The organism is Pseudomonas sp. NPDC090233, from assembly GCF_044772285.1.
Classification (GTDB): domain Bacteria; phylum Pseudomonadota; class Gammaproteobacteria; order Pseudomonadales; family Pseudomonadaceae; genus Aquipseudomonas.
Map to the genome: position 1 here is coordinate 631433 of NZ_JBIVYQ010000002.1, position 16183 is coordinate 647615.

General features: G+C 62.1%; 13 protein-coding genes. 7 read left to right on the forward strand and 6 right to left on the reverse strand.

Annotated elements, in window-relative coordinates; all coding sequences use genetic code 11:
- Positions 1–3 precede the first annotated feature (3 nt).
- From ACIQUF_RS07365 to ACIQUF_RS07375, 3 genes are all read left to right on the forward strand, one after another.
- Positions 4–1359, forward strand: a complete 1356-nt coding sequence (locus tag ACIQUF_RS07365; protein WP_403129938.1) for a glutamine synthetase family protein — start codon at positions 4–6, stop codon at positions 1357–1359.
- Between the two features lie 72 nt (positions 1360–1431).
- Positions 1432–2262, forward strand: a complete 831-nt coding sequence (locus tag ACIQUF_RS07370) for an alpha/beta fold hydrolase (protein ID WP_403129941.1) — start codon at positions 1432–1434, stop codon at positions 2260–2262.
- Between the two features lie 94 nt (positions 2263–2356).
- Positions 2357–3136: a TSUP family transporter gene (locus ACIQUF_RS07375; RefSeq protein ID WP_403129944.1), complete on the forward strand. Its 780-nt coding sequence runs from the start codon at positions 2357–2359 to the stop codon at positions 3134–3136.
- On the opposite strand, the gene nudC is transcribed toward ACIQUF_RS07375, so the two are convergent.
- Both nudC and ACIQUF_RS07385 read right to left on the reverse strand, forming a co-directional pair.
- Positions 3104–3934, reverse strand: a complete 831-nt coding sequence (nudC, locus tag ACIQUF_RS07380) for an NAD(+) diphosphatase (RefSeq protein ID WP_403129947.1) — start codon at positions 3932–3934, stop codon at positions 3104–3106. The two genes, ACIQUF_RS07375 and nudC, sit on opposite strands and share 33 nt — an antisense overlap.
- 34 nt (positions 3935–3968) lie before the next feature.
- Positions 3969–4781 carry a crotonase/enoyl-CoA hydratase family protein gene (locus ACIQUF_RS07385; protein ID WP_403129949.1) on the reverse strand — a complete coding sequence of 271 codons (813 nt, stop codon included), beginning with the start codon at positions 4779–4781 and terminating at the stop codon, positions 3969–3971.
- Between the two features lie 154 nt (positions 4782–4935).
- On the opposite strand from ACIQUF_RS07385, the gene ACIQUF_RS07390 reads away from it, so the two are divergent.
- From ACIQUF_RS07390 to ACIQUF_RS07405, 4 genes are all read left to right on the forward strand, one after another.
- Positions 4936–5499: a lipocalin family protein gene (locus tag ACIQUF_RS07390; protein WP_403129952.1), complete on the forward strand. Its 564-nt coding sequence runs from the start codon at positions 4936–4938 to the stop codon at positions 5497–5499.
- Positions 5500–5561: 62 nt separating this feature from the next.
- Complete coding sequence (locus tag ACIQUF_RS07395) at positions 5562–6521, forward strand: ribonuclease Z (RefSeq protein WP_403129955.1); 960 nt, start codon at positions 5562–5564, stop codon at positions 6519–6521.
- Between the two features lie 151 nt (positions 6522–6672).
- Positions 6673–7563 (forward strand): DUF3365 domain-containing protein, encoded by an 891-nt coding sequence (locus tag ACIQUF_RS07400; RefSeq protein WP_403129958.1) that lies wholly within the window; start codon positions 6673–6675, stop codon positions 7561–7563.
- Complete coding sequence (locus ACIQUF_RS07405) at positions 7556–8659, forward strand: serine/threonine-protein kinase (protein ID WP_403129961.1); 1104 nt, start codon at positions 7556–7558, stop codon at positions 8657–8659. Before ACIQUF_RS07400 ends, ACIQUF_RS07405 begins: the two co-directional genes overlap by 8 nt.
- Positions 8660–8692: 33 nt before the next feature.
- On the opposite strand, the gene tssM is transcribed toward ACIQUF_RS07405, so the two are convergent.
- From tssM to tagH, 4 genes are read right to left on the reverse strand one after another with little or no spacing between them, the layout of a single operon-like run.
- Complete coding sequence (tssM, locus tag ACIQUF_RS07410; RefSeq protein WP_403129964.1) at positions 8693–12118, reverse strand: type VI secretion system membrane subunit TssM; 3426 nt, start codon at positions 12116–12118, stop codon at positions 8693–8695.
- A 10-nt stretch (positions 12119–12128) separates the two neighbouring features.
- Positions 12129–13415 (reverse strand): type IVB secretion system protein IcmH/DotU, encoded by a 1287-nt coding sequence (gene icmH, locus ACIQUF_RS07415; protein ID WP_403129967.1) that lies wholly within the window; start codon positions 13413–13415, stop codon positions 12129–12131.
- Between the two features lie 22 nt (positions 13416–13437).
- Positions 13438–14769 carry a type VI secretion system baseplate subunit TssK gene (gene tssK, locus ACIQUF_RS07420; protein WP_403129970.1) on the reverse strand — a complete coding sequence of 444 codons (1332 nt, stop codon included), beginning with the start codon at positions 14767–14769 and terminating at the stop codon, positions 13438–13440.
- Between the two features lie 32 nt (positions 14770–14801).
- A complete protein-coding gene (gene tagH, locus ACIQUF_RS07425) occupies positions 14802–16163 on the reverse strand; it encodes a type VI secretion system-associated FHA domain protein TagH (RefSeq protein WP_403129973.1) in 1362 nt (453 codons plus the stop codon).
- Positions 16164–16183 lie beyond the last annotated feature (20 nt).

Genomic DNA, 16183 nt, shown 5'->3' on the forward strand with positions numbered 1-16183 from the left:
AGCATGACAACCACAACGACAAGCTTTGCCGATCTGCTCAGTGAAGTACGCGCCTTCCGCGCCCGTTACCCCGAAGTTACCCATGTCGACCTGCTGAGCCTGGACATCCCGGGGCACTTCTACGGCAAGCGCTACCCTATCGACATGCTGGAGAAGGTCGCCAGCGGCAGCCCGCTGAAGCTGCCGCAGAACTGCGTGCTGCTGGGCGTGCAAGGTGGGCTGTTCCCGATTGGCGACTACTGCTTCAACGACGGCGACCCGGATGCGCTGCGGCGCCTGGTGCCGGGTACGCTAAAGCCGGTCAGCTGGGAGCGCGAACCGCTGGGCCAGATGCTGATCAGCTCCGACGGCACCGCCTCCCCCATCGAGTTCGAGCCCCGCGAAGTGCTGGCCCGCGTGCTGCAGCGCCTGGAACGTCGCGGCATTCGCCCGGTGGTGGCATTCGAGCTGGAGTTCTACCTGTTCGACCGGGCGCTCAAGCAAGGCATGCCACAGTTTCCGCGCGACCCGTTCAGCGATGACCCGGATGACCAGCCGAACATGCACATCGAACGCTTGTCGCGGTTCAGCGATGTGCTCCGTGACATGGTGCACACCGCCAACGCCCAGGGGGTCGATGCCAACGTCATCACCGCCGAGCTCGGCCCTGGCCAGTTCGAGATCAACTTCGGCCACTGCGACGACGGCCTGCGCGCCGCCGACTGGGCCGCCCTGTTCTGCCGCAGCACGCGCGGCGTAGCGCTCAAGCACGGGCTGCGCGCTTCGTTCATGAGCAAACCCTACCTGCAGGCGCCAGGCAGCGGCATGCACGTGCACGTCAGCCTATACGACAAGGCAGGCAACAACCTGCTGGCGGCCGACCAGCAACGTCCGCTGCGCCATGCGGTGGCCGGCTGCCTGGCCTTGCTGCCCCATTGCATGCCGATCTTTGCTGCCAACCACAACGCGTTTCGCCGTTACGGCGCGATGGTCAATGCCGCCAGCCGTGCCAGCTGGGGTTTTGAAGACCGTGACGCGTGCATCCGCATTCCCGATTCGGACGCACGCAACCTGCGCATCGAGCACCGCTTGGCAGGGGCGGACGCCAACCCCTACCTGGTGCTGGCAGCCATATTGTGCGGCATGGAGCACGGGCTGGAGGCCGGGCAGGAGCCGATCGCGCCGCTGAACGAAGACCGCACCAGCGGGGTCGATTTCCCCAAGGATATGCCAAGCGCGGTCGCAAGCATGCGCGGGCACCCAGCGGTGAATGAAGGGCTGGGGGAAGAGTTCGTGATGGTGTACTGCGAGAACAAGCGTCAGGATCACCTGGCATTCATGCACGAAGTCAGCGCCCGCGAGTACCGGTGGTTTCTGTGAACGACAAAAACCAAATCTCTCCTATTCTCAATAGCTCATTCGGCAATCCCCCTGCACAGAGGAGACGCGACCATGAGCTACGTGACCACGAAGGATGGCGTTCAAATCTTCTACAAGGACTGGGGCCCGCGCGATGCGCCGGTCATCCACTTTCACCACGGTTGGCCGCTCAGTGCCGACGACTGGGACGCGCAAATGCTGTTCTTTCTCGGCAAAGGCTTTCGCGTAGTGGCCCACGATCGTCGCGGCCACGGGCGCTCCAGCCAGGTCTGGGATGGCCACGACATGGACCATTACGCCGATGACGTGGCCGCGGTGGTCGAGCATCTGGGCATCCAGGGTGCGGTGCATGTCGGCCATTCCACCGGTGGCGGCGAGGTGGTGCGCTACATGGCCCGCCACCCCGGCGACAAGGTGGCCAAAGCCGTGTTGATTGCGGCCGTGCCGCCGTTGATGGTGCAAACCCCAGGCAACCCCGGCGGCCTGCCCAAGTCGGTGTTCGATGGCTTCCAGGCGCAGGTGGCGAGCAACCGCGCCCAGTTCTACCGGGATGTGCCGGCCGGTCCGTTCTACGGTTACAACCGTGCTGGCGCGCAAGCGGCCGAAGGGGTCATCGCCAATTGGTGGCGCCAGGGCATGATCGGCAGTGCCAAGGCACACTACGACGGCATCGTGGCGTTCTCCCAGACCGACTTTACCGAGGACCTCAAGGGTATCAGCCAGCCGGTGCTGGTGATGCACGGCGATGATGACCAGATCGTGCCGTACGAGAACTCAGGGCCGCTGTCGGCCAAGCTGCTGCCCAATGGCACGCTGAAGACCTACAAAGGCTTCCCGCATGGCATGCCGACCACCCATGCCGATGTGATCAATGCAGACTTGCTGGCGTTCATCCAGAGCTGATGCAGTGCCAGTGCCGGCCTGTTCGCCGGCACTGGCAACTCATTACCCCCAGGTTTACCATGCGCCCCCTGCCTAACCTGCCAGCCAGACCCCAATGCCCTTCGAACTCACCGTAGAACCCCTCACCCTGCTGATCCTCGCCCTGGTCGCCTTCGTCGCCGGTTTCATCGACGCCATTGCCGGCGGTGGCGGCCTGCTTACCACCCCGGCACTGCTCACCGCCGGCATGCCGCCGCACCTGGTGCTGGGCACCAACAAGCTCAGCTCGACCTTCGGCTCGGCCACCGCCGGCTTCACCTACTACAAACGCAAGCTGTTCCACCCCGCGCAGTGGCGTCCGGCGTTGCTCGCGACGTTGGTCGGTGCCTCGATCGGTGCGGTCGTCGCCCACTACATGCCGGCCGAATGGCTGAACAGGATGCTGCCGGTGATCGTCTTCGCGTGCGGCATCTACTTGCTGTTCGGCGGCACGCCCAAGGCACCGCTGGATGCCGATGCGCCGATCAAGAAGAAGTGGCAGTTCCCGCAAGGCTTCACCCTGGGCTTCTATGACGGCGTGGCCGGCCCCGGCACCGGTGCATTCTGGACCGTGAGCACGCTGCTGCTCTACCCCATCGACCTGGTCCGCGCCAGTGGCGTGGCACGCAGCATGAACTTCGTCAGCAACATCGCGGCGCTGACGGTGTTCGTGATTTCCGGGCAGGTGGATTACGTGGTTGGCCTGTGCATGGGTCTGTCGGTGATGGTCGGCGCGTTCTTCGGCGCACGCACGGCGATCAGCGGCGGCAGCAAGTTCATCCGCCCGGTATTCATCACCGTGGTGCTGGCCTTGACCGTACGCCTAGCGTGGCAGCACTGGTTCGGCCAGGCCTAAGCGGCGCGCCACATACAGATCGATCAGGTAACGGGCGATGGAACGCCCGGCCGGCAGCGGCGGCAGGTCGTGCACGTTGAACCACTGGGCATCCTCGATTTCGTCCGGCTGCATGACGATGTCGCCACCCGCATACTCGGCGTGGAAGCCCAGCATCATCGAATGCGGGAATGGCCAGCACTGGCTGCCGACGTACTGGATGTTGCGCACCTCGACCGCCACCTCTTCGCGCACCTCGCGCACCAGGCAGTCCTCGGCCGATTCGCCCGGCTCGGCGAACCCCGCCAAGGTGCTGTAGACGCCGGTGACGAAACGCGGTGAACGGGCCAGCAGGATTTCGTCACCACGGGTCACCAGCACGATCATGCTCGGCGAAATGCGTGGGTAGCTGCGCAGATCGCAGGGCTGGCAGTACATCGCGCGCTCCCAGCGAATCTGCGTCATCGCCTGGCCACAGCTGCCACAGAAGCGATGTTCGCGGGCCCAGGTGCCGATCTGTGCGGCGTAGCCCAGCACTTTATAAAGGTCGAAATCGCCTTCCAGCATGAACGCCCGCAGGCCGCGCCAGCCGCAACCGGGCACTTCGGCGGCGCTGCGCAGTTCCAGCAGGAACACCGGCTCGCCATCGAAATGGCCGATACCATGCTCGGCCAGCACGTCGAGGTCCTGGCGTTTGAGCCAGTCGCGAGGGAACAGCGCGCCGTTGGCGTCCACCAGGAACCCTTCCGGGCTGCGGGCGACGGCCAAGCCCCCGGTGATCTGCGGGTCGAGTACTGCGGTAGTCCAGCGTGCTGACATGTCGGGGGTTCCTGTGCTGCGTCCCCCGGCTTGGTCAGTCGGCGAACGTCGGTTTCTGTTTGCTCATGTGCGCCGCCACCGCCACGCGCAGGTCTTCGGACTGCAGCATCGCGGCATTCCAGGTGGCGATGTATTCCAGGCCATCGTCGATGCGATGGTCGCGCATGTAGCTGAGCATTTCCTTGGTGCCGGCCACGGCGATCGGCGATTTTGCGGCAATCTCGCGGGCGATGGCAAAGACCCCGTCGAGCAGCGCGGCCTGATCATCATAGACCCGGTTCACCAGGCCGATACGCAGCGCTTCGGCAGCCTCGACATTTCGCCCGGTGAAGGCCAGTTCACGCATCATGCCGTCGCCGATGATACGTGGCAAACGTTGCAGGGTGCCGACATCGGCGGCCATGCCCATGTCGATTTCCTTGATCGAGAACTGCGCCTCCGCGCTGCAGTAGCGCATGTCGCAGGCCGACACCAGGTCGATGGCGCCGCCGATGCAATAACCCTGGATCGCTGCCAGCACTGGCTTGCGGCAATTGTCCACGGCGTTGAATGAAGACTGCAGGCGCAGGATGGTGCGGCGCAGCAACCGCGCATTACGCCCAACGTCCTTGCCCATCTGTCCGGCCAGCGAAGCCAGCATCATCAGGTCGATGCCTGAAGAGAAATGCTTGCCTGCACCGCTGATAACCACCGCGCGTACCGCATCGGTGTCGTCGACCCACTGGAAGATATCGACGATTTCCTCCCAGAAGGCCGCGTTCATCGCATTGATCTTTTCCGGACGGTTGATTTGGACATGAGCGATGTTGTCGGTCAGTTCGACCTTGAATGCGCTGTACTCGGTCACGGGCTGCACTCCTGTGGGGAAAGGGTTCACGTTGCCGGATGGTAACTCAGCCGGGTTGCCGCGCTTGTGCCAAAAGCGGGACCTCAATACAACTTTTAGCCCGCGCCCGCATCGAAAACAGGTAGGTATCACAACCGCTTCCAGGAGGTATGCCATGGCGATGCGTACGGCCCTTATCCTTTCCTGCATGACGCTGGCCCTGGCGGGCTGCGCCGGCTCCAGCGACGAACACCGCGTCCCGCCCACCACCCAGCAGGTCGACCTGCAGCGCTATCAGGGCACGTGGTACGAACTGGCACGCTTGCCGATGTTCTTCCAACGCAACTGCGTGCAGTCCGAAGCTCACTATGGTCTGCGCGAGGACGGGCGCATCGACGTGACCAACCGCTGCAAAGAAAAGGACGGTGAATGGAACGAGGCCAAAGGCATTGCCGAGGCCCAGCAACCCGGCAAGACCGACAAGCTCTGGGTGCAGTTCGACAACTGGTTCAGCCGCCTGGCTCCGGGGCTGACCAAAGGCGAGTACTGGGTGCTGTATCACGACAAGGACTACCGCGTGGCGCTGGTCGGGCACCCGAATCGCGAATACCTGTGGCTGCTGTCGCGCACACCGGCCATTACCGACCAGGCCCGCGCGCAATTGTTGGCGATCGCGCAGAAACAAGGCTATGACACCCGCAAACTGATCTGGCGCCAAGCTGATCCCGCCACCCCCTGACCCATCGACGGCTCGGCTCAGCCGGGCTAAGGTAGGCCCACGGCACATAGGGAGTCAGACAAGTGGACCTGCAGTTTCTGGGCACCTCGGCCGGGGTGCCCACCCGCATGCGCAATGTCAGCGCCACCGCAGTGATCGAGCCCATTGGTAACCGTTGGTACCTGGTCGATTGCGGCGAGGGCACTCAGCATCAATTGCTACGCACGTCATTATCCATGCGCGACTTGCGCGCCATCTTCATCACCCACGTGCACGGCGACCACTGTTTCGGCCTGCCTGGCCTGCTGGCCAGTGCCGCGATGAGCGGGCGCACAGCGCCACTGGATGTGATTCTGCCGGATGCGCTATGCGACTGGGTACGTTTGAGCCTGGCGGCCAGCGACAGTTTCCTGCCTTTCGAGCTGAGCCTGTTGCCAGTCGAAGGCTTGACGGATTGGGACAGTGAAACGCTCCGCGTCAGCACGGTCCAACTCTCGCATCGGGTACCGAGTGTCGGCTATGTATTCACCGAGCTCAATCCCGAACCGCGCCTGGATGTAGCGCGCCTGGATGCCGAAGGGATCCCGCGCGGCCCATTGTGGGGCGACCTGGCCAAGGGGCTTTCGGTCGATCTCGGCGGGCAGCGGCTGGAAGCTCGCGACTACCTGCTGGCCTCACGGCCATCGCGGCGCGTGATCGTCTGCGGTGACAACGACAACCCGACACTGTTGGCCGATGTCGCCCAGGGCGCTGATGTACTGGTGCACGAAGCAACATTCACCCAACCCATCCTCGAGCGCAACGGGAACAGCTTCGGCCACAGCACAGCGGCAGCCGTCGCACAATTTGCCGAGAGGGCAAAGGTGCGTAACCTGGTGCTCACGCATTTCAGCGCCCGGTATCAGAACGACCCACGACGCAGCCCGTGTATCGATGATGTGCGTGATGAAGCCCTTGCCCACTACACCGGGCAGCTGACGCTGGCGCAGGATCTGCAGCGCTACCACCTGGGCCGTGATGGATGCCTGCTGCCTGCCAGCTGAACACCTGTTGACGCCCGTTTATTCCATGATTTCATTCAATCCCTTCACCTGAAAGGCATAGAGAGAATTGCCGTTCCCAATCCTCGTGGAATCGTTACGCTGCCTGCCGTTTCAGCGGTGTCTGCAATGACGCCTTGCAGGGGAAGACACCATGAGATCGTCACTGTTCATCACCTTCAACGTCGTGCTGCTTGCGGCGCTGAGCATCGCTTTTGGCGCTGCCAGCGTGCTTGCCGACTACTGCCTCAAGCAGAGTGCCCGTGAGCAAGCCTTGGACAAAGCGCGCGTACTCCTGGGCGCCGCGTCTGCCAGCAGCGACTATTCCGTCAAGCATATCGCGCCGCTACTGGGAAACCGCCTGGAGGTCGAATTCCTGCCCCAGTTGAGCCCATCGCTGGCCACCACCGAGCAGATGCGCGAGATGCTCAAGGCCTACCCGGACTACCGCTACAGACAAGCCGCCGTGAACCCACCCAACCCCAGCAACAAAGCGACCGGTTGGGAAGTCGAGGTCATCGAACAGTTGCGTGAAAAACCGGAACTGGTCGGCGAACGCGAGCAGGGTAATGACTCGATGCTCTTCGTCGCCCGGCCGATTCAGGTCAGCGACCCGGCCTGCCTGGCCTGTCATGGCTCGCCGGACACCGCGCCCCAGTCCATGACACATCTATACGGCCCGCACAATGGCTTTGGCTGGAAACCCGACGAAATCGTCGGCGTGCGTTTTTCCTCGGTCCCGCTTGCCGTGCCGATGCAGCAAGCCCGCGATCGCCTGTACGGCGTCATGCTGTGGCTGCTGGGTATTTTCACTGTCCTGTTCTGCACATTGAGCCTTACGTTTCACACGCTCGTCACCCGGCGCCTGAAGGCGATGGCCGACATTGCCGAGCGTGTCAGCCTCGGCGAGCCAAACCTGCCCTCGTTAACCCTCGGCAACCCCGACGACCTGGCGCGCATGGGCCAGTCGTTCACGCGCATGCGCACGAGCCTGGCCTGTGCCCTGAACCTGCTCGAAGCGCAACCGGGCACCGACCATGCTTGAGCGAATGGGCAAGTATCACATCGTCAGTGCGCTGGGGGCAGGCGCCATGGGGACCGTCTATAAGGCGTTCGACCCCCAAATTGCGCGGATGGTGGCGCTCAAGACGATACGCAAGGAGCTGCTCGGCGACAGTGATCAAGGCGCATTGCCCCGCCGCTTTCAGCATGAGGCGCAAGCCGCTGGCAGGCTGAACCACGCGAACATTGTCACCGTCTACGACTACGGTGAGGCTGAGGGTTTCGCCTACATCGCGATGGAGTTAATCAATGGCGTCACTCTCGACACCCTCCTGCAAAACCAGCAGAGCCGACCGTTACCTCAGGTTGTGTACTGGATGCGTCAGCTGCTACTTGCCTTGCATCATGCCCATTGCAAAGGGGTCGTTCATCGCGACATCAAACCCGCCAACCTGATCATCACTGTGGATGATCAGCTGAAGGTCACTGACTTCGGCGTTGCGCACCTGGGCAATACAGTGATGACGCAGGCCGGTGTGATTTTCGGCACGCCTTGCTACATGTCACCCGAACAGTTCCGTGGTGAACGGGTAGACGGCCGTTCAGACATCTTCTCCACCGGCATTCTGCTCTACCAACTGCTAACCGGGGAACGGCCGTTTTCCGGGTCGGCGGTCATGATCATGCATCAAATCCTTGACCAGTCCCCGGTGCCGCCATCGAGCCTCAACCCGGCATTGGACAGGCAGTACGATCAGCTGATCGCCAAGGCGCTGGCAAAGTCTGCGGAAGATCGCTTCGCCTCGACATTGGAGTTTCTGGAGGCACTTCTATCCCTGCCCACACCACCGGTGCCAAGCTGCCCGCTGCAGGACGAGGAACGTACTCTGCCGAGGATGCCAGTGGGGTGTTTGGGCAGTTACCAACAGCCGATACCCGCCTCCCACCCGACCGGCCTGGACCCCGCCTTCACGCAGCGTTGCGAACAGCGCCTGACTTACCTGATCGGCCCGATCGCACGCATCCTGGTGCGCCAGGCCCTGAATCACTGCGGTACCCAGCAGGCCTTGCTGAAGGCGCTGGCCGAGCATATCGACGATGACACTCAGCGCAGTGCGTTTCTCCACGATAATCCGTGATGACGTAACCGCTGGCGGTACATTCCGATCACGCTAAAAGGGCGCCGGGCAGCGGAACTGTTCGAGGGTGTCCCGCTGAAACGGGTTGACCACGCTGCTGGGTTGCAGCAGAAAGCGCACCTTGCGTCCGGCAAGGTCGAAGGTCAGCACGAAGCGCTCGCCCTCCTCGGCGCTGAGCTGGCCTTGGTCTAGCAGACGCAGCCAAGCCCACGGCCCTTCGCTACGCATCCCATCGCCTGCCAGTAGTTGCACCAGATCCTTGCCCTTGCCACTTGGCAGCGTGATGGGCGTGAATCCTGGGGCCGTATCGGCCTCGAAGGCCACAGGCTGGCCGGCGATATCCAGGCTCACCTCGCCCAGCGTGGGGTCCGCTTCAAGGGGTTTGAGGGCAAAGCGCAAGGATGGCTGGCGTGCATCGCTGGCAAAGTACATATCGCGTATGCGTGCGCCACGCTGGAACTGGTCGAGTACCGCCTGGGGGCTGTTCATCGATACAGTGCCGGCGGTACGCCAGCGCCAGCGGCTGGTGCTTGTATCGACGTACGGCGCCAGATGTTTGTTGAAGAATTCGTCCATCTGCCCGCCAGGGCTGAAGAACTTGCCGAAATCGTCGGCAGTGACTTCACGCTTGGCGCTACGTACCAACGGGTAGCGGCCAGCGATAGCATCACGACAGAATGCCGCACCGCTTGCACGCCACAAGGCACTGAGCCGTTCGCGCTCATTACCGAGCGCCAGCGCGCCGCCCTGGTTGGCAATGGCAAGCAAGATCGTGGACAAGGGAACCGGCAGCTGTGCGGCTTGCCGCCTGATGAGACCAAGGACCTCTGCGCTCGGTGCAGAGGTACCTGCATGACGAGCTTGCTCGGCACTGTCGAAGAACTGCGCAGCCTCCTTCAGCAGCGCCAGGCTTTCATCAAGCGGCGTAGCGTCACCCCGACCGAACAAGGCGTGCAAACTGGAAAAATGTTGGCCCACTGGATTGCTGACCGGCTCCACGACCCGGCCTGGGGCACTCTCATCCAGCGCGCTGTCCAAACGTTCACGGGCGCTTGCGAGGCGTGTGCCATTCTGGCGGTGCAGCGGATGGTCATTTTTCCCCGCGAAAGCGTCTTCGAGCGTGGTCTCACGCGCAGCGGCCATCAGGACAGCGCGCAACGGCGAATCTGCCGCGGAAAGTGCCTTGCTGACTCTCGCTGCTTCGCCCAGAGAACCTAACGGTACCAACTGCAGATCCATCAGGTAGTTTTCCCACTGGCTGATGTACTCGGCGTAATACAGGCCAAGCACCGAAGCCTTCAAACCCTCAGTGTTGCTTTCGGCCAGCGCCGCCTCATGACGATCGAGAATCCAGCTTTCCCTGGCCATATTAACGACCGCGTGTTCATGCATCGCCAGCAACGCACGATAGCCGGCCACGGTGAACAGCCCATTTACGCCACGAGACAAGGGCGTTCCGCTACCACGACTCAACAGTGACGTCGCATTCTCCCCAGCAGCGGCATTGGCGCTGAACGCGGGTAGTTGCTGATGCAGAACCTGACGCTTGAGCCGGTTGTAGATACGTTGTGACAGTGTCAGGGAGGCGAGCGTCAGACGGGTTTGCGCGATCAGGTCGGCGTCAAGAGACTCAGGGCTTGCCTTCTGATCGGCGAGCAAGGTGGCCAAATGCGACGACAATGCCTGGCGCTGCATTTCGCTGGCCTGGGGCAGCTCGCGAAACCAGGCGATATCGGCCCAAGCCTGCACGGAATGGGCATCGAAGTATTGCCGCTCGCCGAGCATGAGATAAACTCGCAGGGTTTCGAACAAGAAGCCCTGATTAGTGGTATCGCCGCGGCGCAAGACAGTTTCCAGATGAGCGATGAACGGTGCCATCAAGGTGCTGTGCAATAGTCGCCGATACAGGCTCAACGCATCGGCCTCGAGAGGGCCGTTCTGATTCACCCCGAACCATTGGAGCAAACTCGATCGCTCCTCTCGCCGGATGGCGTTCCCTGACAACTGCCGTGCTTCATCGAGCAATGGTAGGGCGGCAAGGACATTGCCGTCATTGGGCAACGCCTGGGCCAGCCTGGCAACCTCGGTCGTGCGTTGCTGCGACCACTCGACCACGGCTTGGTTGCGGTGATAGTTGAAAGCGACACCCAGTACCAGCAGCCCCGTCAAGACTGCCAACCGTAACGTTCCTGCTCGTAGCCAGCGACGCTTCTGGGGCCTGAAACTGGCGTCAACCAATCCCATTTCCTTGCAGATCACTGCTTGCATCAGACGGGTGATGAAGTAACTACGCCCGCTGCCCCGTTGGCCAGCGCTGGTGAAGTAGACCCCTCGTAACAACGTCGGCGACTGATAACGGTTGGGCGCGAAAACGTGGGTCATGAAGCGCCCCAGCTCATCCTTGATACTGGCAAATCGGCGAGGGAAGTTGTACAGCAAGTCCCCCCGGTCAAGGTCGCGCTCTCGCTGCATGAGCTGGAGCACCCGTACCTGTAACTGGCGCTCCAACGCATCGAACTCCATTGGGAAACTCGCCAGCGCCGCGTCCAACTGCGGGGCATGAGGCAAGGGGAATGTCATCCCCCAAACCTGGCTACGCTGTTCTCGGCCAAGGTGCTCGAAGAACTCGGTGAAGCCCGGCAGCAAATCACACTGGGTGACCACAACATAAACCGGGAGGACTACACCCAGACGCTTGTACAACTCATCGATACGCAGGCGCAATGCTTTGAACTGCAGAGCCTGTACATCCCCGGGCTGTAGCAGGTCGCTCACACTGAGGGTTACGATCACGCCATTCACCGGGCGACGTGGACGGTGCCTGCGCAAGAGGTCGAGCAAGGCGTGCCAGGCTGTTGAGTCCGCAGGGTGATCCTGACGGGTGTAGCGCCCAGCCGTGTCGAGCAACACCGCCTCGTTGCTGAACCACCAGTCGCAATCATGCGTTTCACCTCTATGCTCAACGGCCGAATCACCACGTGCTTCGCTCAGTGGAAATTGCAGGCCGGAGTTGGCAATTGCGCTGGTCTTGCCACTGCCAGGGGCGCCAATGACGAGATACCACGGCAATTTATACCGGTATCGCTTGCCTAGCCACGCTCGGCCAGACCTGCCTTTGCGCAGCAGCTCCATTGCTGCTCGCATGCCCCGCGCCAAGCGCTCCAGCTCGTCCTGCAGTGGGCGCTCTTCGCTGCTCATCCGTGGCAAGTGGCTCGTGCGCCAGGCACGGTATGCCCGCCAACCGAAGTACATGAACCATGCGAGCAGCAGCAGGATGATCGCGCCCCAGCGCCGCTGCTCCGACGCCAGCGGTGTATAACCATCGAATGTGAAAAGTGGGCCCTGGTACCACAGCACCACAGCGACCAACAGCACACAGACCAATGACAGCATCCAGGCGCTGGTGAGCCATTGCAGTAAGCGCCCGAGCACTTCGAAGAACGGAACCCGAAAAGACAACGCCTACCCCTTACTGTAGCTGTACAGGATTGATCAAGATGATATCCACGCGTCGATTGCGCGCACGATTGGCCGGCGAATCGTTGAGCACTAGCGGTTCGGTTTCGCCGCGGCCCTCACTGCGGAAACGCGTAATCGGCCCTGCACGGCTGGCCAATAGCGCCAACACGGCGCTGGCACGTGCCTCGGAAAGCTCAGTGTTATTTGCTAATCGCGCGCGAGGCGACAACGGTTGGTTGTCGGTGTGGCCGACAACCAACACCTCCCCGGATACACTGTTCAGCGCATCACCGATTCGTCCCAGCAACGCCTCTGCGCTGTGTAAAACCACGGTGCTGCCCGAGCTGAAAATGCCTTGCCCACTGAGGGTAATGACCGAATGCTCGGGCGTTTCGCGCACGCTCAACTGGCCTTGCTCAAGCTCATTGGCCAGTAGGAACGAAATGCCATTGGGTGAAGGTGGGGTCGGGGCCTTCACGGGCGCTGTCAGGTGGATACCGGCCATTTGCGTGCGCAGCGACGTCGAGGTACGGTCGAGCAGCCAGTGGCAGGTAACCACTAGCCCACCTACCAGCACTGCGGCCCCAATTACCATTCCCCATCGGGGCATACCCCGCCGCCTTGGTTTAACCGATGTGGCGACACCACTCCAGTGAGGCGACAGGTCCTGCTCTATCGCTCCACGTTGCAACTGGATCAGCCCATACAAGCGCTCGCGCAGCACTGCCAACTGATCGGAACCGCGGTCAATCACTCGATAGCGCCCCTCCAGACCCAGGGCCAGGCACAGGTACATCAGTTCCAGAAGGTCGAGATGGCTACGCGCATCCACGCTCAGACGCTTAAGCACTCGAAAGAAGCGCTCTCCGCCCCCCGCTTCATTGTGAAATGTCACCAACAAACTGCGGCTGTTCCACACACCCGCGCCCCAAGCGGTGCAGGAAATGGTTTCATCGATCAGAGTACACAGGGCATAGCGGGCAACGGCAATGGTCTGCGCCTCGGCTCCGCAGGCCCGCGCCTGGCCATCGAACTGGCGGATTGCCCGCATCAGACGCTGGCGCAGATCTGCCATGTCCGGGGCGTGCTTCAGGCCGCGCAAGGGCATCACCAGCGCGAACAACGGGTGGGCGGCACGGACCAGGGAATTGAGGCCTATTCCGCACGGCGTAAGCGCCTCGGTTGCAATACTTTGCCAATGCGACAGACCTGGGACCAGCAGGCGACCGTTGGTTGCGGGCAGCAGCACGGTGCGCTCAGGGTCCAGCCCAGCGGCCAAGGGATCGTTGACGTTCACGTTTCTACACCTGCGCTGTTGATCAACCGTTACGAATGGCCCAGAACTGCATCTCAAGCCCCGGGAAATTGCCCGCCACATGCAGGGCGAAACCCGCAGACTGGGTCATTTGCTGCCACTGCAGGCTATTGCGGTCGAGTTCGAAATAGGTGAAGCCAGCGTGGAAAGGCACCTGACGCGGCGCAACCGGCAATGCATTCAGGCCGATACCAGGCAGTTGCAGGTTGACCATGTCGCGGATGCTCTCAACAGAGCCCAGCTTGGCCTGCCGTGGAAAAACAGTGCGCACGGCTTCGCTCGGCATCTGCGCATGCACCGCCAGGACAAACGTTGCACAGCTGAGCAATGCCCGGTCCGACAATACCGCCACGCGGATACCGAACTGGCGCTCCTCCAGGTGAATCTGGATGGCGCGTGCGTCAATGACCGTGGCCAGGGCCCGACGCAAATCGAGCATCAAGGGCGAGAACGTCTCGGCCAAGGCATCGTGACGGTAGGCCGGATAGCGGGCAGCGCGCTTCTCGGTGTGGGTGAAGGTCGCCAGCTCACCTGCCAACTGGGTCAACTCACGGTACAACGCTTCAGGATGCAGGCCAGCCATGCCCGCCAAGTGGCGAACCAACGGTTCGCTGCGGTTGAGCAGTTGCAACAACAGAAAGTCGGCGATCTCCGACACACCGCTGGTGGCCGGCTGGTTAAGTCGTTTGGCAATGGTATCGGCGCGCTGTTGCAGCAAGCCGAGCAACTCCTCGACGAATTGCCCTAATCGCGGAGCGGCCCGCAAAGCGATGCTCGGCGGGCAGAACTCGGGGTCCAGTTGCACCCGCTGATCGGCGCGGCGCTCCAGCACCCGCGCCACGCCTAACGTGGCATAGCCATCGGCAACGTCGCCAGCGCGTGCCAGGCGCAGGCGCAGCTTGCCCACGCTCAACAGCGCGCTGTTATCCAGGCCGTTACTGTCCCACGCTTCGTACTCGACGCTGCGAAAGCGCGCGAAATTTTCGACACTGGCGGTGTCATCAGTGTCAGCCACGCCATGGCGTGCTGTGGGAAGCGCCAGTACGACGAGCAGGTCGCGAGTGTCAGCGGGAATTTCAAGTGGCAGCGGCATCTCGTCAAAAGGCAGGCCGACCGGTGTGCCGTCAGGCAGTACGCCGCTGTAGGCCTTCAGCGCCAGTTTGCCGAAGGCCAGGTGCTGCTCGTCGATCTCCAAGTGAGAGAAACCCCAGGCATGAGGCAAAAAGGCACCCACCCGAGCCTCAAGCCGAGCACTCAAATAGCGATCGTGTTGTTGCAGATGCTGTGGCTGCAGAAGCATGCCTTCCGACCAGACGATCTTACTGTTCCATGACATGGGGCTGGCCTCGCAGCAGGTGAAGGAGCGAATTACCGACGGGCGCGTAGCTGACGGGCCTGAGATGAGCAGGCACTGGCGCGATTTTCAGCGCCTCCACCTTGCACGTTCTTGTCACCATCCCCTGTCAGCTCGGCATACCGCTGGGTGAAACAAGCCCACAGGCGCGCCTTGTGCACCGAGGGGCGCAGGCGCCTTAGCAAGCCTGGCGCCGCCACACCCCGGGCAATGCCTGCGGGCTCCAGGTGCAGCAACACCTCACTCAGCGCTTCTCGCATGCCGTCTTCAACGGCTCGTTCATGAGCCTTTAGATCGTCGAAAGCAGCCTGTAGCGCCTGCCTGCCGGGCAGATAGGCGGGTGAATCCGTAGCAAGCATCTGCTGCAGGGCGCTGTTGGTATCGGGGAAAAACTTGAGCGGGTTATTCGCTATGGCGCCGATCATGGTCATCTCGATGGAGCGTTCACGCTTGACCGAGGCCCGTTCCCTGAGCATATCCATGGTGCCACCGGTGGCTTCACGCAGCATGAGCCCTACCAATCGGGCCAGCGCCTCGGGGCTCCTTGCGTTGTACGACGGTGGCAACCCCAGTCCTTCCAGCAGGGCCTTGAACACGGGACCTTCGGCGGATAGAGGTTCAGCATGGGTTGCGACCTCAGGCTTTACTTGTTGGTGCGCGACTGCCGGGGCCATGAGGTCGGCCAAGGGATCGTAATCCTTGGGAATCAGCCCTGCTTCTACGATGACCGGAGCAGGCCCGACGGACATCTGCAAGGCGTGCAGCTCAGGCGACAAATGATCGCTGTGCGCGCCCCTGTAGCGTGCGGGCGCAGACACATCAAATAGCGATGCCTGGGCACTGCCAGCAAGCAGGTTGAACCCCAGTGGTTCGGCAAGCATGGCCGAGTGATCGAATACCGGTTCGTGCAGCATGCTCTGTGCGGCCAGTGCGTCGACGTCCGCCCTTGGCTGCACGATTGCCGGTTCGACGCACGGCAGCGCTGCAGGTGCTACAGGCGCCCCGAACACAGCCAGCGTCTGGGTTACACCGACGCTGGCCGGGTCGCCGCTTGGCGTCGCTGGGGGCAACAAGTCAACATCGATTTGGTAGTCGCCGATCATCAATACATCACCCGCCTGCAACAGCGTTTCGCAACCCTGGCCGACCAGGCGCTGGTTGACCACGCTGGGGTTGCTGCCAATGTCGACCAGGTAGTACTGCGCTTCGCGTCGTTCGATGCTTGCATGTTTACGGGAGATGTACCGATCTGGGTCGTCCAGTACCAGATCATTGCCCGATGCCCGCCCCAGAGATCCAGTGGCATCGATCAAACAGCAAAGGTCAGTCTCCGGCGGCTGTCCGCGGTAACTTTTGACCCTTAATTTCATGGGCATATCAGGCTCCTTGACGTGCC

What these genes read in the sequence shown, in the direction of transcription:
- ACIQUF_RS07375 (WP_403129944.1), top strand. Translation starts at nt 2,357, where the DNA reads ATGCCCTTCGAACTCACCGTAGAACCCCTCACCCTGCTGATCCTCGCC.
- tagH (WP_403129973.1), bottom strand. Translation starts at nt 16,163, where the DNA reads ATGCCCATGAAATTAAGGGTCAAAAGTTACCGCGGACAGCCGCCGGAG.
- ACIQUF_RS07400 (WP_403129958.1), top strand. Translation starts at nt 6,673, where the DNA reads ATGAGATCGTCACTGTTCATCACCTTCAACGTCGTGCTGCTTGCGGCG.
- tssK (WP_403129970.1), bottom strand. Translation starts at nt 14,769, where the DNA reads ATGTCATGGAACAGTAAGATCGTCTGGTCGGAAGGCATGCTTCTGCAG.
- ACIQUF_RS07405 (WP_403129961.1), top strand. Translation starts at nt 7,556, where the DNA reads ATGCTTGAGCGAATGGGCAAGTATCACATCGTCAGTGCGCTGGGGGCA.
- ACIQUF_RS07370 (WP_403129941.1), top strand. Translation starts at nt 1,432, where the DNA reads ATGAGCTACGTGACCACGAAGGATGGCGTTCAAATCTTCTACAAGGAC.
- nudC (WP_403129947.1), bottom strand. Translation starts at nt 3,934, where the DNA reads ATGTCAGCACGCTGGACTACCGCAGTACTCGACCCGCAGATCACCGGG.
- ACIQUF_RS07365 (WP_403129938.1), top strand. Translation starts at nt 4, where the DNA reads ATGACAACCACAACGACAAGCTTTGCCGATCTGCTCAGTGAAGTACGC.
- ACIQUF_RS07390 (WP_403129952.1), top strand. Translation starts at nt 4,936, where the DNA reads ATGGCGATGCGTACGGCCCTTATCCTTTCCTGCATGACGCTGGCCCTG.